Origin of the sequence: Blastococcus sp. URHD0036 (assembly GCF_000701365.1) — a bacterium.
In the GTDB taxonomy this organism is placed as follows: Bacteria; Actinomycetota; Actinomycetes; order Mycobacteriales; family Geodermatophilaceae; genus Trujillonella.
The window spans coordinates 77,905-100,332 of record NZ_JNIK01000017.1 but is presented as its reverse complement, the minus strand read 5'-3'; the positions used below and the strand labels follow the sequence as shown (position 1 = coordinate 100,332).

Genomic DNA, 22,428 nt, shown 5'->3' with positions numbered 1-22,428 from the left:
AGTCTGGGCGCTCCCGAACGAGCGAGGACGGCCCGCGTGACACGAGTCCGGAACGACGAGACGCCCGGCGTCGCCGCTCCCGGAGACCCCGCGGAGGCGCCGCCGGTCCTCGACGGCACCGCCCGCACGATCCTGCAGGTGGCCCGCACGACCTTCGCGGGCCTGGGGTTCCACAAGGCCAGCGTGGCGCGGATCGCCGAGGAGGCCGGCGTCAGCGTCGGGCTCCTCTACTACCACTTCACGAACAAGGAGGGCCTGTACCGGGCCGTCTGGAGCGACTACCAGCAGCGGCAGTGGCAGGACACCCGCCAGGCGCTCGAGAGCGCGCGGGAGTCGGGCCAGGACGACGGCCGGGCGCTGTTCCTCGTCGGGGCCCGGGCGTACCTCTCGCACTGCTGGGACGCCCGCGACATCGTGCACATGGCGCTCAACGGCGACCTCCCGCCGGGTTTCTCCGCCGAGGACCGGGCGCTGAGCCGCTCGTGGCTGCGTCTGCACGCCGAGCAGTTGCTGGACCTGCCGGCGGGCACCGCCACGCAGGTGCTGGTCGAGATGGCGTCGGCGGCGATGGGCGGGGCCTGCCGCGCGGTGGCCGCCTGCACGACCCGCGCCGAGGCCGACGTCGTGGTCGACGCCGCGCTGGACGTCCTGCGCCGGATGGTGCCCGGTCTCGCCGACGCGGGGTGACCTCCGAGAAACCCCGTTGCAGATGTGTTGAGCGTCTCTCCTCGCACTGATAGCCTGCGACTGAGCGCCGTTCAGTGCGATCCGGCCGTGCGGTCGATGCGAGTAAGGGGAGTGCGATGGCCAAGCTGCGCCACGTGGCGATCAGGTGTGACGACCTCGACTGGGGCGCGAAGTTCTACTCGGAGCTGTTCGAGATGGACTTCGTCTCGCGGGTCGGCCCGCCCGGCGACGACAGCCAGGGTGCGGTGTACCTCAGCGACGGCGTCGTCAACGTCGCGCTGATCAAGGTGCACGCCGACTTCCCGAACGCCAAGCCCGAGGGCATCAACCACATCGGCTTCGTCGTGGAGGACGTCGACGCGGCGGTCGCGCGGGCGGAGTCCCTCGGTGCGGTCAGCATGATGGGCAACATGACCCGCGAGGAGGCCGCACTCGCCGGCGCCACGTGGGAGGTCAAGATGAAGACCCCCGACGGCACGGTCGCCTTCGACATCTCCGACCACTTCTGGCCGGGCACCGGCACCACGGAGACCGCCTCGAGCAAGGTCGAGGCCACCGCCTGAAGGACCCCCTCCTCCCCATCCCTCGCACGCTCGGGGCGGTGCCCTGGAGGGGGCCGTTCCCTCACGTCACGTCGCACGGCCCCGTGTCCGCACGGGGCCGTGCTGCGTCTCCGGGGGCCGGGGCGCGGATCCGCACCGATCCGCCGCGGGGTCTTGCCGCCGCTGCCCGTCCGCCGCAGGATGACGTCAATCATTTACTTGATGGACTGGAGAGTCAGTGAAGCCTGCTCCGTTCACCTACGAGGCGCCGACGACCCTCGCTGAGGCCGTCGACGTGCTCGGCCGCTACGGGGACGAGGCCAAGGTCCTCGCCGGCGGCCAGAGCCTCGTGCCCGTCCTCGCGCTGCGGCTCGCCCGGTTCGAGGCCCTCGTGGACCTCAACCGGGTCGACGAGCTGGCCTACGTCCGCGAGGACGACGGCGCGGTCGTCATCGGCGCCATGACCCGGCAGGCCACCGTCGAGGCCGACCCGCTGGTCGCCCGGTCGGTCCCGGTGCTCGCCGAGGCCACCCGCCTGATCGGCCACTTCCAGATCCGCAACCGCGGCACCCTCGGCGGCTCGATCGCGCACGGCGACCCGGCGGCCGAGTACCCCGCCGTCGTCACCGCGCTCGACGCCACCGTGACCGTGGCCGGGCCGGGCGGGCAGCGGCAGATCGCGGCGACCGACCTCTACGACGGGCCGATGACCTCGACGCTGTCCGACGACGAGATCCTCGCCGCGGTCTCCTTCCCGGTCTGGGGGCCCGGCAGCGGGTTCGCCGTCCGGGAGATGGCCCGCCGCGAGGGCGACTTCGCCACCGCCGGCACCGTCGTCGGCGTCACCGTCGCCGACGGGAAGATCAGCCGGGCGGCGATCTCGCTGTTCGGCATGGGCCCGGTGCCGCTGCGTGCCCGCGCCGCCGAGGCGCACCTGGTCGGGGCGGACGCGTCCGGCCTCGACCTGACCGAGGTCGGCGCGGCGGCCGTCGCCGACGTCGACCCGCCGTCCGACGTCCACGCGTCGGGCCGCTACCGCACCCGCGTGGCCTCCCGGCTCGTGGCCCGCGCGCTGGAGTCCGCTCTGCAGGAGGCGAACCGGTGACCGACCCGCACCCCATCACGATGACCGTCAACGGCCAGGAGCGGTCGGCGATCGTCGAGCCGCGCAAGACCCTCGCCGACGTCCTCCGCGAGGACATGCGGCTCACCGGCACCCACCTGGCCTGCGAGCACGGCGTCTGCGGCGCCTGCACCGTCCTGCTGGACGGCGAGGCGGTCCGTTCCTGCCTCGTGTTCGGCGTCCAGGCCGACGGCGCCGAGGTCACCACGGTCGAGGGCATCGCGCCCGCGCCCGGTGAGCTCAGCGACGTGCAGGCCGCCTTCCGCGACTGCCACGGTCTGCAGTGCGGCTTCTGCACCCCGGGGTTCGTCGTCTCGATCCACGCGTTCCTGGAGAAGAACCCCTCGCCCAGCGAGGAGGAGATCCGCTCGGGGCTGTCGGGGAACCTGTGCCGCTGCACCGGCTACACCGGCATCGTCAACGCCGTCCGCCAGGTGGTCCGCGAGCGGGCCGGCGGGGCACCGGCCGGCAGCCCGCCGAACGGCGAGCAGCCGACGGAGGGCCCGCCGACCCAGGGTGTGCCGACCATCGCCGGGCACGCCGTGACCACGCTGCCGAGCGCCCCGTGACCGCCGTCGAGTCCGGCCCCGCCGCCGGCACGCAGTCGGGCAGCCACTCCGGGGTCGGCCGATTCCTCGGCCAGTCGGTCAAGCGCCGGGAGGACGCCCGGCTCGTCACCGGGCACGGCCGCTACCTCGAGGACGTGCTGTGGCCCGACGCCGCGCACGTCGCCTTCCTCCGCAGCCCCGTGGCCCGGGGCCGGATCACCACGCTGGACGTGTCGGCGGCGGCGGCCCTCCCGGGCGTCCGTGCGGTGCTGACCGGCGCCGAGCTGAACCCGCTGGCCAAGTCGTTCTGGCAGACGGCCATGGGCAAGGACTCGCCCCAGCCGCCGCGCCGGCTGCTGGCCGCCGACGACGTCCGCTATGCCGGCGAGCCGATCGCGATGGTGCTGGCCGACTCCCGGTACCTCGCCGAGGACGCCCTGGAGCTGATCGACCTCGACATCGACGCGCAGCCGGCGGTCGTCTCCGACCACCGCGGGGTGTGGGGCGCGGCCAAGGACGAGGAGCTGGTGCACCCCGAGTACGGGTCGAACGTCGCCTCGACGCTGCCCTATCCCGGGATGCCGACGGAGAACCCGGCGCTGGAGGAGGTGCTCTCCTCGGCGGCGCACGTGTTCGAGGAGCGGTTCCACCAGCACCGCTACATCTGCGTGCCCATGGAGACCCGGGGCCTGCAGGCCCGCTGGGACCCGGCCCGCGACATGCTGGAGATCGTCTCCTCGACGCAGAACGTGCACGAGGTCCGGTCGATGGTCGCCCGCCTGCTGGGGCTCAGCGACCTGCAGGTGCAGGCCCGCGCCGAGGACGTCGGCGGCGCGTTCGGGCTCAAGTGCTTCGTCGACAAGGAGGAGCTGGCCGTCGCCGCGGCCGCCTACTCCCAGCAGTGCGCGGTCGCCTGGATCGAGGACCGCAACGAGAACCTCGTGGCCGGCGGACACTCTCGCACCGAGGACCTGACCGTCACCATGGCGACCGACGCCGACGGGAAGATCCTCGGCATCAAGGGCCACCACGTGGAGGACGTCGGCGCCTATCCGACCTACGGCGTGGGCGGCAACGCCGGCCTGGCGATGATGATGCTGCCCGGGCCCTACGACGTCGGGCAGTACTTCTACTCGGCCGAGGCGGTCTTCTCCAACACCTGCGGGATGACGCCCTACCGGGGGCCGTTCCTCATGGAGACCGTCGCCCGCGAGCAGCTGGTCGACATCGCCGCCGCGAAGCTGGGCATCGACCCGCTGGAGTTCCGCCGGCGGAACATGATCACGCCCGAGCAGCTGCCGTTCAGCACGCCCACCGGGCTGGTCCTGGAGACGATCACGCCGATCGAGACCCTCGACCAGGCGGCCGAGATCATCGGCTACGAGGACTTCCGCCGCGAGCAGGCCGCGGCTCGCGAGGAGGGCCGGATCCTCGGCATCGGGTTCGCCTCCTACATCGAGGGCTCCCCGGCCTTCGGTGCGGCCGGGGCCGAGCAGGTCACCGTCCGCATGGACATGGCCGGCAAGGCGCTGGTGTTCATGGGCAGCGGCAGCCACGGGCAGAGCGTCGAGACGACGATGGCGCAGGTCGTCGCCGAGGAGCTCGGCATCGACATCGACGACGTCCGGATCATCCAGGGCGACACGACGTCGGCGCCCTACGGAACCGGCACCGCGGGCAGCCGGACGGCGACCACGTTCGGCGGGGCCGCCCGCATCGCCGGGCAGAAGCTCAAGGAGAAGATCCTCGCCGTCGCTGCGGTGGCGCTCGAGGCGTCCCCGGACGACCTGGAGGTCTCCGACGGCGTGGTGTCGGTCAAGGGCACCCCGGGCGCGGCCGTGACCATCGAGCAGGTCGCGGCCATGGCCTACGCCGGGCACACGATGCTCCCGCCGGAGATGGAGCCGGGCCTGGAGGCCAAGCACCGGATCCGGAACCCCCCGCTGATGTTCTCCAACGCCTGCCACGCCGCGATCGTGGAGATCGACCGGGACACCGGCGCGGTGGACATCAAGCGGTACGTGGTCAGCGAGGACTGCGGGAACATGATCAACCCGATGGTGGTCGAGGGGCAGATCACCGGCGGCGTCGTCCAGGGCATCGGCGGGGTGTTCTACGAGCACTTCGTCTACGACGGCGACGGCAACCCGCTGACGACGACGTTCCTGGACTACCTGCTGCCCACCGCGGCCGACGTCCCGGACATCGAGATCGGGCACGTCGTCACGCCGTCCAACACGCCCGGCGGGTTCAAGCCGATGGGCGAGGGCGGGGCGATCTGCTCGCCGCCGGCGCTCATCAACGCCGTCCGGGACGCGCTCGCGCCCTTCGGCGGGTTGCCGAACGTGCAGCCGCTGACCCCGGAGGTCGTGCTGGACGTCATCGACGGGACAGCGGCTGTCTGAGGGGCGGGTCGCGGGGCTCGTCGCGGTCGTGACGGGCGGCGCCGGAGGGATCGGCGCCGCCACGTCACGGCGGCTGCACGCCGAGGGGGCGGCGGTCGTCGTGGCCGACGTCCGCACCGACCAGGGTCGGGCGGTGGCCTCCGGGCTCGGGGAGCGGGCCGCGTTCGTCGAGCTCGACGTCACCGATGCCGACGCGTGGACGGCGTGCCTGGCTTTCGCCGAGGAGCGGTTCGGGCCGGTGTCGGTGCTGGTGAACAACGCCGGGATCGTGCACGGCGGGCCGCTGGCGGAGCTCTCGGAGGACGACTACCGGCGGGTGGTCGACGTCAACCAGGTCGGGGTGTTCCTCGGCATGCGCGCCGTCGTCCCCCCGATGCGGCGGGCCGGCGGCGGGTCGATCGTCAACGTCTCGTCGATCGGCGGCATCGTGTCGTTCCCGAACGTGCTGGGCTACGTCGCGGCGAAGTGGGCGGTGCGTGGGATGACCAAGGCGGCGGCCCAGGAACTCGCCGCCGACGGCATCCGGGTCAACTCGGTGCACCCCGGTCTCATCGAGACGGAGATGACGCCGGCGGACACCCCGTCCGCGGCGCAGGTGCGCACCCAGCCGATCGCCCGCCTGGGCCGGCCGGACGAGATCGCCGACCTGGTGCTGTTCCTCGCCTCGGCGGAGTCCTCGTACTGCACCGGCTCGGAGTTCGTCGCCGACGGCGGCTTCACCACCCGCTGACCGCGCAGAATGGCGCTTCTGCCCCGTGCAGAAGCGCCATTCTGCGCGGGGAGCGGGTCAGCCGCGGGGGAGGCCGAGCAGCCGCTGGGCGACGATCTGCCGCTGGATCTGCTGGGTGCCGCCGTAGATCGACTGCGCCCGCGACCACAGGTACTCGTTGAACGGCCGCTGGTCGCCGACGACGACCGCGGCTCCGGTGAGGTCGTCGACCACCGAGTACAGCTCCTGCTCCACCCGCGTGGTCAGCAGCTTGTCGACCGAGCCGCTGGAGCCGGGGTCGGCCGACGAGCGGTCGACCAGCGAGCGGGCCACGTGCCACGACAGCACCTGGGCGTCGACGGCGACGGCGGCCAGTCGGCGGCGCAGCACGTCGTCGGCCGGGAGGTGCCCGGAGCGCACGGCCTCCTGCGCCGCGGCGAGGACGTTCCCCAGCCTCCCCGTCCAGCCCATGTCGGCCGGGCCGCGCTCGTAGGTGAGCATGTGCTGGGCGATCTTCCAGCCCTGCCCGCGCTCGCCGACGAGGTTCGCCGCGGGCACCCGCACGTCGTCGAAGAAGACCTCGGCGAACTCGCGGCTGCCGTTGGCCAGCGTGATCTCCCGGCGGGTGATGCCCGGGGTGTCCATGTCGACGACGAGCATCGACAGCCCGCGGTGGCGCGGCTGGTCGGGCTCGGTCCGGCACAGCAGCAGGCAGCGGTCGGCCCACATGGCCCAGCTCGTCCAGATCTTCTGCCCGTTCACCACGAAGCCGTCGTCCGTCGCGGTCGCCGAGGTGGAGAGGCCGGCGAGGTCCGAGCCCGCGCCGGGCTCGCTGAAGCCCTGGCACCAGCTCTCCGTGCAGCCGAGCAGACCCGGCAGCACCCGGCCCTTGAGGTCGGCGGAGGCGAAGTCGGCGACCGCGTGCGCGATGTGGCCGATCGGCGGCGGGGGAGGGGCGGCCGCGGCGGCGAGTTCCTCGTTGATGACCGCCTCGTACAGGTCCGACAGCCCGCGCCCGCCGTACTCGGGGTCCAGCGACACGGCGACGTAGCCCGCCGCGGCGAGCGCCCGGTGCCAGCGGTGGGTCGCCTCGACCCCCTCGGCGCTGTCGTAGGAGACGCCGTCGGCGTACTCGGCGAGGTGCTCGGCCAGCCAGGCGCGCAGGCCGGCCCGGAACCGCGCGACCTCGGGGGAGTCGGAGAAGTCCACGTCAGCGCTCCGTCAGGTCGAGGTCGGCCAGGACGGCCTGGTGGGCGTGCTCGTCGCCGAAGGAGGTGCGGTCGGTCTGCGCCCGCCGCAGCCACACGTGCACCGGCGACTCCCAGGTCATGCCGATGCCGCCGAAGAGCTGGACGACGTCCTGGCACACCGCGACCCCCGCCCGGGAGGCGAAGGCCTTGGCGGTCCGGGCCGCGCGCAGCGCCTCGGTGGCGGGCAGCGCGTCGACCGCCCACGCGGAGAAGTACAGGGCGCTGCGGGTGGCCTCCACCGACACCAGGTCCTCGGCGGCGATCTGCTGCACCGCCTGGAACGAGCCGATCGGCTTGCCGAACTGGGTGCGCGACCGCGCGTGCTCGACCGCGGCGTCCAGCGCCGCCGCCATCGTGCCGAGCAGGTCGGCCACGAGCAGGGTGAGCGTGAACGCGTGCAGCCGGTCGCGGTCGTCGTCGGTGGGGGGTCGCAGCTCCAGGGAGGCGTCGCCCACCCGCCCGGCCGGGCGCCGCACGGACCGCGTGACGTCGGTGGCGGGCAGCGGCTCGCCGAGCGCGTGCGCCGACCCGTCGGGGGCGTAGGCCAGCGTGGCCCCGGCCGAGTCCCAGGCGAGTGCGTCGTCGGCGGACGGGGCGAAGCCGAGGAGGCGGGCGTCGAGCAGCGGTGCCACCCGGAGCTCGCCCGCCGCGACCGCCTCGAGGGTGGCGACCGGCGCGCCGAGGGCCTGCAGCTGCTCCGCGGCGACGAGCGTGCCGAGGACGGGCGCGGCCACCGAGTGCCGGCCCAGCTGCTCGACGAGGACGGCGACGTCGACCGTGCCGGCGCCGAGGCCGCCGTTCTCCTCGCGCAGCCGCAGCGCCGTCCACCCGGCGTCCACGATGCGGGCCCAGTCCTTCTCTGACGGCTCGGGCGACGCGACGTCGTGCGGACCGCGGCCCCGGTCCCAGCCGGCGGCCAGGTCCGCGGCGAGCGCGCCGGAGGACTGCGCGAACGCGCGCTGTTCCGCGTCCAGGCCGATCTGCATGCGCTTCCTCCACCGGGGTCGTGCCGACTATCGTATTAAAGATTACCTACGCGCGGGAGTCGCTCCGGCTGCCCACGCCCGGACAGGACGGACACCCATCACGTGACGCTCCGGATCGTGCAGTGGACCACGGGCCTCGTCGGCCGCAACGCGGTCAAGGCGGTGCTGGACCACCCCGACATGGAGCTGGTCGGCGCCTACGCCTGGAGCGCCGACAAGTCCGGGCAGGACGTCGGTGTGCTCGCCGGCATCGACCCGATCGGCGTGACCGCGACCGACGACGTCGATGCGCTGATCGCCCTGCGGCCGGACTGCGTCCTCTACATGCCGCTGCAGTGGGAGACCGACCACATGGTGCGGCTGCTGGAGGCCGGCATCAACGTCGTCTCGACGGCCAACTTCATCACCGGCCGGTCCTACGGCGACGAGGAGATGGCCCGCCTCGACGCTGCCGCCCGGCGCGGCGGGGTGTCGCTGCACGGCACCGGTGCCAACCCCGGCATGGCCAACACCCTCGGCCTGGCCGCCGCGGCGTTCTGCCGCCGGGTCGACCGGATCTCGGTGCTGGAGTCCGTCGACGCCACCAACTACGCCTCGAAGGACACCTGGGTCTCCCTCGGCTTCGGCGGGCCGCCGGACGCCCCCGGCCTGGTCGACAAGGTCAAGGCGCGGATGCTCGTCTTCCTCGACGCCGTGGAGATGATGGCCGGCGCCCTGGACGTCGAGCTCGAGGACGTGCGCTTCGACGTCGAGTTCGCCACCGCGACCGAGGACGTCGACCTCGGCTGGATGCAGTTCCCGCAGGGCACCGTCTGCGGGCTGAAGGGCCGCTGGTCGGGGATCGCCGCCGGGCGGCCGGTCATCGAGCTCGGGCTGCTCTGGCGGCTGGGCTACTCCATGGAGCCGGACTGGCCGGTCGAGCGCGGCTACGTGATCGACGTCGACGGCGTCCCGGACGTGCACCTGCGGGTGTCGGCGGAGAGCGCCGAGCTGGCCGACTACGGGGCGAGCACCGCCGACCCGGCCGTGAACGCCGTGCCCGCGGTGGTCGCGGCCGCGCCGGGGCTGGTCACCACCGACCGGCTGCCGCTGGTCACCGCCCGGGGGCTGGTCGCTCAGACCCGCGCGAGCACCCGCTCGGCGTAGCGGGCGATCCACTCCTCGGCGCCGTCGAGGGTCGCCGTCGTCGGGGCGTTGACGACCAGCTGGGTCGCGCCTCGCTCGGCCAGCTCGGCGGCCAGCGGCACGTGCGCGCCCATCTCGTCGTCCGTCCCGGCCCCCGGCATCGAGTACATGATCCGGTCCGGCGCCGGCCGGCCCTGCTCGGCCGCGTACGTGCGCAGCTGGCCCACGTAGTCGGCGAAGTCGTCGAGGCCGTCCAGCGAGCGGGTGCGCAGCATCGCCGAGGTCCCGGTCGGGTTGGGCACCGGCAGCCAGCCGGCGCCGAGGTCCACCACCCGGCGCAGGCTCAACCTGCTGTTGCCGCCGATCCACAGCGGCGGCCCGCCGGGCTGCGGGGACGGCGGCATGGTGACCGTGCCGCGGGCGGAGAAGTGCCGGCCGGAGTGGGTGACCGGCTCGCCCGTCCACGCCTGCCGGAGCACCGTGACCGCCTCGTCGAACAGCGCGTTGCGCTCGTCCCAGTCGACGCCGAGGGCGTGGAACTCCGCCTTGAGGTAGCCGGCCCCGACGCCGAGGTCGAGCCGGCCGCCGGACAACGCGTCCAGCGACGCCGTCACCTTCGCCAGGTGGAACGGGTTCCGGTAGGGGAGGACGACGAGGTAGGTGATCAGCCGGATCCGGGACGTCGCCGCCGCGGCGAACGCCAGGCCCAGGAACGGGTCGACGGTGTCGTGGCCGCCGTTCTCCCGCCAGGCCTGGGACGGCGCCGGGTGGTCGGTCATCGTGAAGCCGCTGAAGCCCGCGGCCTCGGCGACCGCGGCCAGCCGGCCGATCGCCGTTCCGTCGTAGAGCCACGGCGGCACCGGGGTGCCGTGGTACGGGGTGCCGTAGACGACGTCCATCCGCTCATCTTATAGAAGATGGCCTTGTGAGTGGCCTGCATCACCCCTAGCGTTCCGAAATGGAGAACGTCGTGCCGCACAGCGGCACGGCGGTGGCTCGAGGGGACGGCGGCTGGATGCTCACGGACAAGAAGGTCCTCATCACCGGGGCGACGGGCAACGTCGCCCGGTCGATCGCGCTGGCCCTGGCGTCCGACAACGAGGTCTGGTGCGCCGCGCGCTTCTCCGATCCGTCGGTGGCCGCGCCGGCGACCGGTCCCGCCGGCGGTGACACCAAGCAGTACGACGGTCCCGCGGTCCGGGCGGAGCTGGAGCAGCAGGGCCTGCGCACCGTCCGCTGGACGCTCGGCGACCCGGAGATGCCCGGCCTGCCCACCGACTTCACCCACGTCCTCCACGCGGCGGTGGACTTCGACCCGCGGCACGACGTCGCCGTGCAGACCAACGCCGTGGGCGCCGCCATGCTGATGGCCCACTGCCGCACGGCCGAGGCGTTCGTCCACGTCTCCACCAGCGCGGTCTACGCGCACCTCGAGCCCGACCACTGGCACGTGGAGACCGACCCCCTCGGCGGCACCTACGTCCCCCTGCCCAGCTACACGGTGAGCAAGCTGGCGGCCGAGGCGGCGGTCCAGTCGGCGGCGCAGATCCTCGGCGTGCCGACCACCATCGCGCGGATGAACACCGCCTACGGCACCTCCCGCAAGGGCGGGATCGCCGTCGAGCAGTTCGGCATGATGCTCCGCGGCGAGCCGATCGCGGTCCCGATCGGGCACGACGACTGGTGCTCGCCGATCGACGAGCGGGACATCGCCGAGCAGGCGAGCGGGCCGCTGTTCGACATCGCCTCGGTGCCGGCCACCATCGTGAACTGGAACGGCGACGACGCCGTCTCCCAGCGCCAGTACTGCCAGTACTTCGCCGACCTGGCGGGCCTGGAGGTGCGCTTCGAGGAGCGCGAGGTCACCTGGGACTCGCGGATCGGGGATCCGGCCAAGCGCCGGGGCCTCATCGGGGACTGCCGGCACCGCTGGCAGGACGGCATGAGACGGGCGATCGAGCACTACCACCCCGGGGTCTTCGACGGAGCGGCCCGATGACCCTCGACGTCGGCGCCCTGGTGGCCGAGGCCCGGCGCCGCACCGGCCTCGACGACCTCGGGCCCGACACCTGGCAGGAGGGGCTCACCGCGCTGGTCGACTCGCTGAACTCCGAGGCGGCGCTGACCGCGCAGGGCGAGGCGTTCCACGCCGGGCAGATCGTCGACCAGCTCGCGGCACGGCTGGAGTTCGAGCGCAGCTGGGCCGAGCACCCGGAGATCGCCGACGAGCAGATCGTCGCCCCGCTGGTCGGGCTCGGCCTCGGCCGCACGGGCTCGACCGCACTCGGGTTCGTCCTCGCCCAGGACCCCGGCCGGCGGGTGCTGCGCACGTGGGAGGCGTGGTTCCCCAGCCCGCCGCCGGAGAAGGCGACCGAGCACTCCGACCCCCGCATCGCGCGCACCCGGGAACGCGTCGAGGCGATGTGGCGGGACTTCCCCGGCTACCGGGAGATGGTCCCGCTCGACGCCGAGGGCCCGAACGAGTGCGTCTACCTGCTCGCCTTCGACTTCCGCTCCCAGCTCTTCGAGTCCTGGGGCCGGATCCCCTCCTACGGCGCGTGGCTGTTCGGCTGCGACATGACGCCGGCCTACCGCTACCACCGCCGGGTCCTGCAGATGCTGCAGTGGCGCTGCGGGCCGAAGAACTGGTTCGTGCGCAGCCCTCCGCACCTGCACGCCATGACCGCGCTCGACGCGGTGTACCCCGACGCCCGCTTCGTCCAGACCCACCGGGCGGTCGAGGCGATGATCCCGTCGGAGGCGGCCCTGTTCTCCTCGCTGCTGACGCCGCTGACCACCGAGCCCGATCTGCCCTACCTCGGCCGGCACCTGGCCGACGTCCGGGTCGAGTGCCTGCGCCGGCTGCTGGCCTTCCGCGACGCGGGCAACGCGGACCGCTTCTTCGACATCGGCTTCGCCGACATGCAGGCCGACCCGATGGGCCAGGTGCGCGCGCTGTACGCGTGGCTGGGGGAGGACCTGTCGGACGTCGCCGCCGAGCGGATGACGGCGTGGTGGGACGCGAACTCCCGCGACCGGCAGGGGGCCCGCCGGCACGAGCCGGAGACCTACGGCGTGACCGCGGACGACCTGCGGCGGCGCTTCGCCTTCTACTCCGAGCGGTTCCCCGCGTTCACCCGGACCTCCCGTGGCTGACCGCCCTGGCGGCTCGGCGCCCGGCCTGACCTGGCGGCCGGCCACGATCAGCGAGGCCCCCGACGCCGACCCGGCGGCGGTGGCCGAGCTCGTCGACGGGGAGGCCTGGGCCCGCTTCTGCGACTCCCTGCGCGCGGCCGGGGAGCGGATCCGGGGCGCGGGCCTGCCGGACACCGACCTCGACCGGTCCACCGGATACCGCCACCTGCTGGCGATGCTGCAGGTGGGGGTGAACCAGGCCCTGGCCGCGTGCGACCCCGCCTCCCCGGCGCTGAGCCCCTGGCGGACCGACGTCTACAAGTACGGCCACGACTGCCCCGACGCCCTGTACCGCAGCGCGCGAATCCGGGGCGGCACCACCTACCGCGTCCGGGGCTCGACCGGTTCGGTCCGGTACCTGGGCTTCCAGACGGAGGGGCGCAACGGGACGGTCGGCAACCTGCGCGCCGACCAGATGTCCGTCGGACCCGACGGCAGCTTCGAGCTCTGGCTCGGGCCGGAGCCGCGCGAGGGGAACTGGCTGCCGACCACCGACGACACCGACTCGCTGTTCGTGCGCCAGTTCTTCTCCGACTGGGAGAGAGAGCGGGCGGCCACCGTCACGATCGAGGCGGTCGACGGGCCCGCCCCGACGGCGGCGCACCCCGGGCGGCCGGAGCGGGTCGCGGCGCTGGTCGGCGCGGTCGGCTCCTGGTTCGAGACGATCACGGACTACTACCTCGACCGGGAGACCACCGACCGGGAGCTCTGGCGCAACGCCTTCGCGCCGGCGCGCACCCGGACCGAGGACACCGGCGCGCAGGAGAACATCATGAGCCACGGGCACTTCGACCTGGCGCCGGACGAGGCGCTGGTGATCGAGGTGGAGCCCGTTCCCGCCCGCTACTGGAGCGTGGCCCTCACCAACCCGTGGCGGGAGTCGCTGGACTACGCCGTCGGCCACACGAGCATCAACGACAGCCAGGCCACCGTCGACGACGACGGGGTCTTCCGGGCCGTGGTGGCGCACCGCGACCCGGGCGTCCCCAACTGGCTGGACACGATGGGCCATCCCTCCGGGGCGATGGTCCTGCGCTGGGTCGTCGCCGACCGGGGGCCCGAGCCGCGGTGCACGGTGGTGCCGCACGACCGGATCCGGAACTCCCTCTCGCCGGGGACCGGGGTGGTGTCCCCGGCCGAGCGGGCGGCGCAGATCGCCCGCCGGCGCGACTCCGTGCGGCGCAGGTTCGCGGCGTGAGCATCCGCTTCGACGGCCAGGTCGCGATCGTCACCGGCGCCGGCCGTGGGATGGGGCGCGACATCGCGCAGCTGCTCGCCCGCCGCGGCGCCAGTGTGGTGGTGAACGACTACGGCGGTGCGGCGTCGACGCTGGAGCCCGGGTCGGCTGACATCGCCCGTTCCGTGGCCGACGGCATCGTCGCCGAGGGCGGCACGGCGGTGGCCGACGCCACGACGGTGGGGACCGGCGAGGCCGCGCGCGCCATCGTGGACCGCGCGCTGGAGGCCTTCGGCCGGATCGACGTCCTGGTCAACAACGCCGGGGGCTCGATCCTCGGCGAGCTGGACGCCTTCGAGGACGAGCAGGTCGAAGGCGTGCTGCGGACCAACCTCATCGGGCCGTACATGCTCATGCGCCGGGTCTGGCCGCACATGCGGGCGCAGGGGTACGGCCGGATCGTCAACGTCATGTCCGGCGCCATGCTCGGCATGGGCCACAACGCGCCCTACGCCGCGGGCAAGGCGGGCCTGATCGGCCTGGACGCCGACGCCGCGCTGACCGGTGCGGCGCACGGGATCGGGGTCAACGGCCTCTGCCCGGTCGCGTACTCGCGGCTGGCCAAGGGCGGCCCGCCGGAGGTGGCCGACCGCCTGAAGCGGCTCTACCCGCCGCGGCTGGCGGCCGAGGCCGTGGTCTACCTCTGCAGCCGGGAGAACGAGGCGACGGGCGAGATCTTCTCCGCCGGTGGCGGCCGGGTGGCCCGGTACGCGATGGTCCGGAACGCGGGGGTCTTCGACGCCGAGCTCACCGCCGACCGCCTCGCGGGGAGCATCGCCGCCGTCCGCGACCTGACCGGCGCCACCGTGCCCGCCCGGGCCGCCGGCCTGCCTGACCCCGCGGCGGGCTGAGCGGTGGCGGACGAGGGGAACCGCAGCGCGGTCACCGCGCTGACCGTGCTGGAGGAGCTCAGCCTGAGCGACGGCGTGGGTGTCAGCGCACTCGCCCGGCAGCTCGGTCTGCCGAAGTCGACGGTCCAGCGGACGCTGGCCACCCTGGAGGCCGCCGGCTGGGTGCGCCGGGACGCCGACGCCCGGTGGGGACTGACGCTGCGCTGCGCCGTCGTCGGCCAGCGGGTGATGGAGCGGACGACGCTGACCGAGGTGGTGCGCCCGCTCGTGCTGGAGCTCCGGGACGCGACGCAGGAGACGGTCCGGTGCTTCCTCGTCGAGTCGCTGGACGTCGTGCTGCTCGACCTGGCCGAGAGTGGCCACGCGGTGCGCGCCGTGGAGCAGGACCAGCTCGGCTCGACGCCCCTGCACGCGACCGCGATCGGCCGGGCCGTCCTGGCCGCACGCCCCGACGCGCTGCCCGCGCTGCTGGCGGGCCCGCTGCCGGCGGTGACGCCGCGGACGCTCACCGATCCGGAGCTGCTCCGGCGCGACGTCGAGCTGGTCCGCGAGCGCGGGTGGGCCGAGGTCCGCGAGGAGACGCACCTGGACGTCGGCGGGGTCGCGGCCGTGGCCGGGCTGCCGGGCGGCGTGCTGGTCGGGATGGGCGTCACCTATCCGCTGCACCGGGCCTCCGGGACGACGGCGCAGTCCACCGGCCGGCTCGTCCGGGAGTTCACCGACCGGGCCGCGCAGCTCATCGGCCCGCGGGTCGTGCGGCGGGCCCGGTAGGTCAGCCGACGTCGGGCGCGAGCCGGCGCAGTTCCTCGCGGGCGACCTTGCCGCCGGCGGTGCGGGGGAGGTCCTCGAGCAGCCGCAGCCGGCGGGGCACCTTGAAGTCGGCCAGCGAGCCGGCGCACCAGGCGCCCAGCTCCGCCCCGGTCGCCGCGGTCCCGGGGCGGAGGACGACGAAGGCGACCGGCACCTCGCCGACCCGCTCGTCGGGCGCGCCCACGACGGCGGCCTCGCGTACCGCCGGGTGCGCCGCGAGCACCCGCTCCACCTCGGCCGGGTGGACGTTGAAGCCCCCGACGATGACCGTGTCGGCGGACCGGCCGACGATCCGCACGTAGCCGTCGTCGCCGATCCGGGCGAGGTCGCCGGTGCGCAGCCAGCCGTCGGCGTCCACGGCGGCAGCGGTGGCCGCGGCGTCGTCCAGGTAGCCGGCCATCACGGTCGGGCCGCGCACCTCGAGGTCGCCGACCGTGCCGGGCGGGCCGTCGGGCCGGACCCGCACCGCGACGTCCTCCACCGGGGCGCCGATCGTCTCGCAGACCAGCTCGACCGGGTCGCCGGGCCGGGTCATCGTGACGACGCCGGTGGCCTCGGTGAGCCCGTAGGCGACGACGACGTCGGCCGCGCCCAGCTCGTCGACCACCGCCCGCACCAGCTCGGGGGAGACCACGGCGGACCCGGTGACGACGGTCCGCAGCGCGGCCGGGCGGGGCAGCTCGCCGGACCGGACGGCCTCCAGCAGGTAGCCCAGTGCGGCCGGCGGCGCGCTCAGCACGCTCATCGGGAGCTCGCGCGCCATCCCCACCAGCGAGGTCCGGGAGACCTCGGGCAGCAGGACGACGGTGGCGCGGGCGGTGAACGGCGAGAGCAGGGCGGTCTTGAACCCGCCGACGTGCGCCAGGGGATAGGTGACCGGGAAGACGTCGCCGCGGCGCAGTCCGACGGTGGCGGCCCAGCCCGCGGCGCTGAGGAGCATCGGCTCCTCGCGGAGCATCGCGCCCTTGGGCCGGCCGGTGCTGCCGGAGGTGAACTGGATCGCGGCGAGACCGGCGTCGGCGTGCTCGACGTCGGTGAGCAGGTCGTGCCCGGCTCCCGACGGCGGCGCGAGCAGGAAGCGGCAGCGGGCCGGCTGGAGGATCCCGCGGACCTCGGCATCGGTGTACCGCGGGTTGAGCGGCACCAGCACCCCGCCGGCCGCGACGACGGCGAGCATCTCCACCGCGCGGTCGAGTGTCGGGACCGCCAGCACGGCCACCCGGTCGGCCCTCCGCAGCCCGGCCGCCGACCACCCGGCCGCCCGGTCGCGCACCGCGGTGTCCAGCTCGCGGTAGGTGAGCCGCCGGTCGCCCGCGACGAGTGCGATGACATCGGGGGCGTCCTCGGCCGCGGCGGCGAGCAGTCCGGCCACCGAGCGGGCCGGCACCCGGACCTCGCGCCGGCGGATCCGCCAGCCGGCGGGGGTGCGCACCAGGTCGTCGGCGTAGCTGCCGGCCACCAGCACCTCGCCGTCCGCCCGCACGAACCGGAAGGACGACGCCGCCGTCGCCGTGTCGCCGTCGACCCGGACGACGCGCGGCGCGACCTCGTGCCGGGTGCCGCTGCCCGGGCCGCTGGAGCCCTCGGCCCGCCGCTGCGTGGCGGCCGCGACGACGGCGTCGACGCCGCGCTGCACGTCGGCGCCCCACCGCCACTCCACGTCGTCCGTGTAGACGTCGCGGTAGTCGGCGGGATCGCCGTGGTCGCCGATCGTGGCCAGCCGGATGAGCAGCTCCCGGACGGCGTCGGAGGGGTCGGCGGCGCTCAGTCCTCGATCAGCTCCAGCGCCGCCACCGGGCACTCGAGGACGGCGTTGCGGACCGCCTCCGGGTCGCTCTCCGGATCGCCGATCACCACGACGACCGCGTCGTCCCCGACGTCGAAGACGCCCGGGGCGGTGTAGACGCACGCCGCCGTCGCCAGGCACCGGTCACGGTGCACCTCGACCCGCATCTGGCCCTCCCTCTGCTGTTGTCGCCGGTGCCGTCAGGCGCCGGTGCGGATCGGCAGCTTCGTGATGCGCCGCGCGTTCCAGTGCCCGGCGTCGTACTCGATCTCGCCGTCGATGCGGGCGGTGTCGCCGAAGCGGCGGCGGAACTCCTCGAGCATGAGCTTGCCCTGCACCTTGACCAGGTTGAGGCCGATGCACAGGTGCGGCCCGGCGCCGAACACGAGGTTGCCGGCGTGGCTGCGGGTGATGTCGAAGCGGCGCGGCTCGGCCCACTTCTTCTCGTCGATGAAGGCGGTGGCGAACAGCGGCATCACGAAGGAGCCCTTCTCGAACACCTGGCCGCCCATCTCGATGTCCTCGTACGGGAAGCGCGGGATGCCGCCGAACTTGCCGTGCGCGCCCCAGCGCAGGATCTCGAGGATCGCGTCCTCCATGAGCTCGGGGCGCTCACCGAGCAGGGCCCACTGGTCGGGGTGCTGCAGGAAGGCCTGCAGGGCCAGCGTGTGCAGGTCGACCGCGGTGTCGGCGCCGGCGACCACCACGGCGATGACCACGGACACGATCTCCGCGTCGGACAGCCGCTGACCGTCGACCTCGGTGGCGACCAGGGTGCCGATGAAGTCGTCGCTGCCCCGGCCCGCCTCGGCGGCGGCGCGGTGCTCGGCGACGCTCTCGAAGAGGTACTCCAGCCCGGGGAGGGTGCCCTGGATGTAGGTGTCCCGCTCGGCGGCGTACATGGGGTTGGTGGCACGGACGGCGTTCCAGCCCAGGCCGTGCACGAACAGGGACTCCGCCTCGGCGGGGACGCCGACCATGCGGGCGATGGCCCGGATCGGGATCTTGTCCGCGATGCCGGTGGAGGCGTCGAACTCCGTCTGGCTGGGCAGCTCGTCGAAGACCTCGGAGATGTTGTCGCGGATGCGCGCCTCGATCTGGTCCATCACCCGGCGGGAGAACGCCGGCGCGGTGAGCCGGCGCAGCCGCTGGTGCTCGCCCGGGTCGACGTTGAGCATCGAGAACTGCTGCACCTCCTCGTACAGCGTCCACTCCGACTCCGGCTTGGACGCCGGGGCGTTGTTCCAGTCCGACATCCGGGTGCTGAACCGCGGGCTGCGCAGCACCTCCTGGGCCAGGTCGTGCTGCGTCACGAACCACATGCCCATGTCGCGGTGGTAGGCGACCGGGTACTCGCGCAGCAGCCGGTCGAGGGTGGGCCACGGGTCGGCGGAGAACTCCGGCGTGAACGGGTTGTAGACGGAGAAGTCGATCTCGACCCGGTCGGTGCCGGCCATCGTCGCGGTCATGCGCTCATCCTCGTGACGGGGGACACAACTGTCAACGCTGTTGGCAGAAATGCATACTCGTCCCCGTGACCGATTCCGGTGTGGTGCGTCGCGGGCGTGGACGCCCGCCCTCCACGCACGTCCAGGAGGCGATCCGGACGGCCGCCGCGCGGCTCTTCGGGGCCAAGAGCTACGACGCCGTGTCGGTGCGCGAGGTCGCGGCGGCGGCCGGCGTGGACCCCTCCCTGGTGATCCGGCACTTCGGCTCCAAGGAGGCCCTCTTCCTGCAGACCATGACGGTCGACGAGGCCTTCCGCGGCCTGGCCGAGGGACCGCTGGAGGACCTCGGCCGGCTGATCCTCGAGCGGCTGCTCACCGTCCGCGGAGGTGCTGCGATCTCCACCTACGCCGCGCTGATCGGGGCGATCGACCGCCCGGAGGTGCGCAGCTACCTGGAGGCGTCGGCCGACCGGCACGTCGTCGCACCGCTGGCCGAGCGGCTGACCGGTCCCGACCGGGAACTGCGGGCGCGGCTCGTCGCGACGCAGGTCAACGGCCTGCTGTTCGACCTGCGCGGCCGGCCCGACACCGGGCTGGCCGGCCGACCGACGGCCGAGGTCCTCGCGGTCTACGCCCGCGCCCTGCAGGCCCTGATCGACGACCCGACCGGCTGACGTCACCGGCCGACCGCCTGCCGGAACGCCGTGACCAGCGGGCCGAGGACGTCCTCGATCGCCGACTGGCCGGCGGTGGGGAACGGCACCTTGCCGCGCAGGTCGGTGTACCCGGCCTCGACCAGCGGGCCGATCGCGTCGACGGTGGCCGCGACGTCCACCCGCCCGTCGGGCGTCGTCACGGTGGGCAGCGTACCGACCACCTGCAGGCCGGACGGGTCGCGGCCGAGCGCGGCGACCCCCTCCCGCATGCGGCCGATCGCGGCGGGGTCGGCCGCGTCCGGACCCCACGGGATCCAGCCGGACCCGAAGCGGGCGATCCGGCGGAGCACGGCGCCGTGCAGGGTGCCGCTGACCCAGATCGGCACGCCGCCGGCCTGGACCGGCTTGGGCATCTGGTGGATGCCCTCGAACGACAGGAACTCCGACGAGTACGAGGCCCGCTGCTCCCGCCAGAGGGTCTGCACGACGTCGAGGGTGGAGTCGAGCAGCTTCCCGCGGCCCTCGAACGGCAGCCCGGCGGCCTCGTACTCCTCGCGCTGCCAGCCCGCCCCGACCCCGAGGTCCAGCCGGCCGCGGGAGAGCACGTCCAGCGTCGACGTCGACTTGGCCAGCACCACGGGCCGGCGCAGCGCCGCGACGATGATGTTCGTGCCCAGCCGGACGCGACTCGTCATCCCGGCGACCACCGACAGCGTGGTCAGCGGCTCCAGCCACAGCCCGTCCGGCCCGGTCGGCTGCTTCCCGCCCGCGGCACCGCCGATCTCCGGGCGGCCGTACTCGTCGAGGTGCTCCCCGAAGACGACGTGGTCGGACAGCACCACCCGGTCGACGCCGGTGACGTCGGCCGCGCGGGCGACGTCGAACAGGTGCTCCCAGTCGCCGGGCGGCTCGGCGGCGAACGAGGGGAGGTTCAGGCTGAGCTGGGCGGTCACGGTGCCTCTCCCAGGATGTCCACGCGCGGATCGGCCAGCGGGATCAGCCCCTCGTAGTCGACGAACGACCGCAGCGTGTTGCCGCCGTCGACGGCCAGCAGCTGGCCGGTGGTCCACGACGACTCGGGGCCGGCGAAGTACCGGACCGCGGCGGCGACGTCGTCCGGCTCGCCGTGCCGGGCGATCGGCTGCTCCTCCAGGAACGCCGCCATCAGCGGCTCGTTCGCGAACGACCGTCCGGTGGACGGCGTCCGCGTCATCCCCGGCCGCACCGAGTTGACCCGGATCCCGTACCGGCCCAGCTCGTCGGCGGCGACCCGCACCAGCTGGTCGACGGCGGCCTTGCCGGCGCTGTACCCGGCCAGGTAGCGCGCGGAGAAGGCGGCGGCGGTCGACGAGATGGCCACGAACGACCCGGAGCCGGCGCGCAGCATCGCCTGGCCGGCGTACTTCAGCAGCAGGAAGACCGGGCGCACGTTGCCGTCGACGTCGGCGCTGAAGTCATCGTCGCCGTAGAGGAGCACCGAGGACATCCGCGCCGTCCCGGGGACGACGACGGCGATGTGCAGCCGGCCCTCGTCGTCGGCCGCCGCGGCGACCGCGTCCCGGACCGAGCCGGCGTCCAGGGCGTCGCAGACGGCGGTGGAGACGGTCAGCCCCTCGGCGGCGAACTCCTCGCGGGCGGCCTCGAGCTTCGTCCCGGTGCGGCCGGCGAGGGTGACGGTCGCGCCGTCGCGGGCGAGCAGCCGGGCGCTCGCCAGGCCGAGGCCGCTGCCTCCGCCGACGACGATCGCCCGCCGGCCGTCCAGCGGGCCGGTCACGCGGCACCGCCCGGGAGCGCGTCGACCGGGCGGGTCTCGGTCCACTCGACCCGGCCGATCCGCTCGGCGATCCGCCAGGTCCCGTCGTCGTCCCGGCGGTAGCGGTCCCGGTAGCGCAGGAACATGACGGTGTCGGTGCCGTCGGCCCGCGAGAGGTGGTGGGCGAGGCAGTAGACGAGGCCGGTCGCCTCCTCGCCGTCCGGCTCGGTACCCACCTGGCCGAGCAGGTGGAACGTGCGGTCGAACCGCTCGGCGAGCCGCCCGGGCACCGCGGCCAGCGCCTCGGCGCCCCGCAGGTCGGTCGACGGCCGGTCGCCGTCGGCGGGGTAGTGCACGGCCAGCCGGCCGTCGGCGGTGAAGACCCCGGCGAAGGCCGCGGCGTCCCCGTCGTCGGCGGCAGCGGCGTAGCGCCGGCTCAGGGCGTCGAGCTCGGCATCGCGGGAAGAGCGCACACCCCTGCCTATCCTCCTAATGATTGACGGTCAAGGGAGGCACGGAGTGGCGACGACGAACAACCTGGACCTGTCCGGGCGGGTGGCGCTGGTGACCGGCGGCGGGCGGACCGTCGGGCGGGGGATCGCGGAGGTCCTGGCCGGCCTCGGTGCGCGGGTGGCGGTCAACGACCTCGACGGTGCCTCCGCCGAGGCGGTCGCGGAGGGGATCGGCAGTTCCGGTGGCGAGGCGGTCGCGGCGCCGGCGGACGTCACCGACGACGCCGCCGTCCGGGCGATGGTGGCCGGGGTGGCGGAGCGGCTCGGCCCGGTCGACGTCCTCGTCAACGCCGCGGGCATCCCGGTCGGCGTCGACGGGGCGCAGTTCGTGGAGTCCGCCCGCGGCGACTGGGACGCCTGGGTGGACCTCAACCTCTACGCGCCGATGCAGACGGCGCACGCGGTGCTGCCCGGCATGCGGGAGCGGGGGTGGGGCCGGGTGCTCTCGATCTCCTCGTACGCGTCGCGGGCGGCCAGCCGCAACGGGCTCGCGGTCTACGGCGCGGCCAAGGCGGGGCTCGAGTCGTTCACCCGGCACGTCGCGCTGGAGTCGGCGCCGCACGGGGTCACGGTGAACGCGGTCGCCCTGGGCACGATGTCGCACCTGCGCGGGGAGCCGGCACCGCCCGAGCACGCCGCCGCGATCCCGGTCGGCCGCCTCGGGACGCCCGAGGACGTCGGCTGGGCGGTCGGCTTCCTGGCCTCCGACCGCGCCTCGTGGATCACCGGCCAGGTGCTGCACCTCAACGGCGGCGCGTACATGACCTGAGCCGCTGGCTTCCTGTAATCCGTTCATCTTTAATAC

At 74.0% G+C, this 22,428-nt stretch carries 23 protein-coding genes; 14 read left to right on the top strand and 9 right to left on the bottom strand.

The features are described 5' to 3' along the window. Window positions 1-36: 36 nt before the first annotated feature. From N555_RS28435 to N555_RS0118890, 6 genes are all read left to right on the top strand, one after another. Window positions 37-687 (top strand): TetR/AcrR family transcriptional regulator, encoded by a 651-nt coding sequence (locus N555_RS28435; RefSeq protein WP_051684240.1) that lies wholly within the window; start codon window positions 37-39, stop codon window positions 685-687. A gap of 116 nt (window positions 688-803) precedes the next feature. Next, on the top strand, window positions 804-1,250 hold the full coding sequence (locus N555_RS0118910) for a VOC family protein (protein WP_029433060.1): 447 nt from the start codon (window positions 804-806) through the stop codon (window positions 1,248-1,250). Window positions 1,251-1,467: 217 nt separating this feature from the next. Next, a complete protein-coding gene (locus N555_RS0118905; RefSeq protein WP_029433059.1) occupies window positions 1,468-2,334 on the top strand; it encodes an FAD binding domain-containing protein in 867 nt (288 codons plus the stop codon). Beyond that, window positions 2,331-2,921 (top strand): (2Fe-2S)-binding protein, encoded by a 591-nt coding sequence (locus tag N555_RS0118900; RefSeq protein WP_197029083.1) that lies wholly within the window; start codon window positions 2,331-2,333, stop codon window positions 2,919-2,921. The genes N555_RS0118905 and N555_RS0118900 overlap by 4 nt, the downstream gene beginning before the upstream one ends. After that, window positions 2,918-5,305: a xanthine dehydrogenase family protein molybdopterin-binding subunit gene (locus N555_RS0118895; protein ID WP_034511489.1), complete on the top strand. Its 2,388-nt coding sequence runs from the start codon at window positions 2,918-2,920 to the stop codon at window positions 5,303-5,305. The genes N555_RS0118900 and N555_RS0118895 overlap by 4 nt, the downstream gene beginning before the upstream one ends. Further along, window positions 5,298-6,035 (top strand): glucose 1-dehydrogenase, encoded by a 738-nt coding sequence (locus N555_RS0118890; RefSeq protein WP_029433056.1) that lies wholly within the window; start codon window positions 5,298-5,300, stop codon window positions 6,033-6,035. Before N555_RS0118895 ends, N555_RS0118890 begins: the two co-directional genes overlap by 8 nt. 57 nt (window positions 6,036-6,092) lie before the next feature. Here N555_RS0118890 and N555_RS0118885 read toward each other — a convergent pair whose 3' ends face one another. Then, the gene (locus N555_RS0118885; RefSeq protein ID WP_029433055.1) at window positions 6,093-7,223 is read right to left on the bottom strand and encodes an acyl-CoA dehydrogenase family protein; all 1,131 of its coding nucleotides are present in this window, start codon (window positions 7,221-7,223) and stop codon (window positions 6,093-6,095) included. 1 nt (window position 7,224) lies between these two features. Beyond that, window positions 7,225-8,250, bottom strand: a complete 1,026-nt coding sequence (locus N555_RS0118880) for an acyl-CoA dehydrogenase family protein (protein WP_029433054.1) — start codon at window positions 8,248-8,250, stop codon at window positions 7,225-7,227. Window positions 8,251-8,367: 117 nt separating this feature from the next. On the opposite strand from N555_RS0118880, the gene N555_RS0118875 reads away from it, so the two are divergent. After that, on the top strand, window positions 8,368-9,396 hold the full coding sequence (locus N555_RS0118875; protein WP_197029082.1) for an NAD(P)H-dependent amine dehydrogenase family protein: 1,029 nt from the start codon (window positions 8,368-8,370) through the stop codon (window positions 9,394-9,396). Here the strand turns inward: N555_RS0118875 and N555_RS0118870 are convergent. Next, window positions 9,366-10,274: a TIGR03619 family F420-dependent LLM class oxidoreductase gene (locus N555_RS0118870; protein WP_051684239.1), complete on the bottom strand. Its 909-nt coding sequence runs from the start codon at window positions 10,272-10,274 to the stop codon at window positions 9,366-9,368. The two genes, N555_RS0118875 and N555_RS0118870, sit on opposite strands and share 31 nt — an antisense overlap. A gap of 59 nt (window positions 10,275-10,333) precedes the next feature. Between N555_RS0118870 and N555_RS0118865 the strand changes: the two genes are divergently transcribed. Genes N555_RS0118865 through N555_RS0118845 form a run of 5 tightly spaced genes read left to right on the top strand, consistent with a single transcriptional unit; the run spans window position 10,334 to window position 15,429 of the window. After that, window positions 10,334-11,374: an NAD-dependent epimerase/dehydratase family protein gene (locus tag N555_RS0118865; RefSeq protein ID WP_051684238.1), complete on the top strand. Its 1,041-nt coding sequence runs from the start codon at window positions 10,334-10,336 to the stop codon at window positions 11,372-11,374. After that, on the top strand, window positions 11,371-12,531 hold the full coding sequence (locus tag N555_RS0118860; protein ID WP_029433050.1) for a sulfotransferase family protein: 1,161 nt from the start codon (window positions 11,371-11,373) through the stop codon (window positions 12,529-12,531). Before N555_RS0118865 ends, N555_RS0118860 begins: the two co-directional genes overlap by 4 nt. Next, the gene (locus tag N555_RS0118855; protein ID WP_029433049.1) at window positions 12,524-13,768 is read left to right on the top strand and encodes a DUF1214 domain-containing protein; all 1,245 of its coding nucleotides are present in this window, start codon (window positions 12,524-12,526) and stop codon (window positions 13,766-13,768) included. The genes N555_RS0118860 and N555_RS0118855 overlap by 8 nt, the downstream gene beginning before the upstream one ends. Beyond that, window positions 13,765-14,658 carry an SDR family NAD(P)-dependent oxidoreductase gene (locus N555_RS0118850; protein WP_051684237.1) on the top strand — a complete coding sequence of 298 codons (894 nt, stop codon included), beginning with the start codon at window positions 13,765-13,767 and terminating at the stop codon, window positions 14,656-14,658. Before N555_RS0118855 ends, N555_RS0118850 begins: the two co-directional genes overlap by 4 nt. A gap of 3 nt (window positions 14,659-14,661) precedes the next feature. Beyond that, complete coding sequence (locus N555_RS0118845; RefSeq protein WP_051684236.1) at window positions 14,662-15,429, top strand: IclR family transcriptional regulator; 768 nt, start codon at window positions 14,662-14,664, stop codon at window positions 15,427-15,429. 1 nt (window position 15,430) lies between these two features. Here N555_RS0118845 and N555_RS0118840 read toward each other — a convergent pair whose 3' ends face one another. The 3 genes from N555_RS0118840 to N555_RS0118830 are packed head-to-tail and all read right to left on the bottom strand — an operon-like array spanning window position 15,431 to window position 18,723. Further along, window positions 15,431-17,269 (bottom strand): AMP-binding protein, encoded by a 1,839-nt coding sequence (locus tag N555_RS0118840; protein WP_051684235.1) that lies wholly within the window; start codon window positions 17,267-17,269, stop codon window positions 15,431-15,433. Next, a complete protein-coding gene (locus tag N555_RS0118835) occupies window positions 17,233-17,421 on the bottom strand; it encodes a ferredoxin (protein WP_029433045.1) in 189 nt (62 codons plus the stop codon). Before N555_RS0118835 ends, N555_RS0118840 begins: the two co-directional genes overlap by 37 nt. Before the next feature lie 33 nt (window positions 17,422-17,454). After that, window positions 17,455-18,723, bottom strand: coding sequence for a cytochrome P450 (locus N555_RS0118830; RefSeq protein WP_029433044.1), 1,269 nt, complete (start codon window positions 18,721-18,723; stop codon window positions 17,455-17,457). A gap of 65 nt (window positions 18,724-18,788) precedes the next feature. On the opposite strand from N555_RS0118830, the gene N555_RS0118825 reads away from it, so the two are divergent. Next, the gene (locus tag N555_RS0118825; RefSeq protein WP_197029081.1) at window positions 18,789-19,376 is read left to right on the top strand and encodes a TetR/AcrR family transcriptional regulator; all 588 of its coding nucleotides are present in this window, start codon (window positions 18,789-18,791) and stop codon (window positions 19,374-19,376) included. A gap of 2 nt (window positions 19,377-19,378) precedes the next feature. Here the strand turns inward: N555_RS0118825 and N555_RS0118820 are convergent, their stop codons facing one another. Genes N555_RS0118820 through N555_RS0118810 form a run of 3 tightly spaced genes read right to left on the bottom strand, consistent with a single transcriptional unit; the run spans window position 19,379 to window position 21,584 of the window. Then, entirely contained in the window at window positions 19,379-20,311 is a 933-nt protein-coding gene (locus N555_RS0118820) for a TIGR03619 family F420-dependent LLM class oxidoreductase (RefSeq protein WP_029433042.1), read from the bottom strand. Then, window positions 20,308-21,132 carry an SDR family NAD(P)-dependent oxidoreductase gene (locus tag N555_RS0118815; RefSeq protein WP_081866354.1) on the bottom strand — a complete coding sequence of 275 codons (825 nt, stop codon included), beginning with the start codon at window positions 21,130-21,132 and terminating at the stop codon, window positions 20,308-20,310. Before N555_RS0118815 ends, N555_RS0118820 begins: the two co-directional genes overlap by 4 nt. Continuing rightward, window positions 21,129-21,584, bottom strand: a complete 456-nt coding sequence (locus tag N555_RS0118810) for a nuclear transport factor 2 family protein (RefSeq protein ID WP_034511487.1) — start codon at window positions 21,582-21,584, stop codon at window positions 21,129-21,131. Before N555_RS0118810 ends, N555_RS0118815 begins: the two co-directional genes overlap by 4 nt. 46 nt (window positions 21,585-21,630) lie before the next feature. Between N555_RS0118810 and N555_RS0118805 the strand changes: the two genes are divergently transcribed. Beyond that, window positions 21,631-22,392: an SDR family NAD(P)-dependent oxidoreductase gene (locus tag N555_RS0118805; protein WP_197029080.1), complete on the top strand. Its 762-nt coding sequence runs from the start codon at window positions 21,631-21,633 to the stop codon at window positions 22,390-22,392. Window positions 22,393-22,428: the final 36 nt, after the last annotated feature.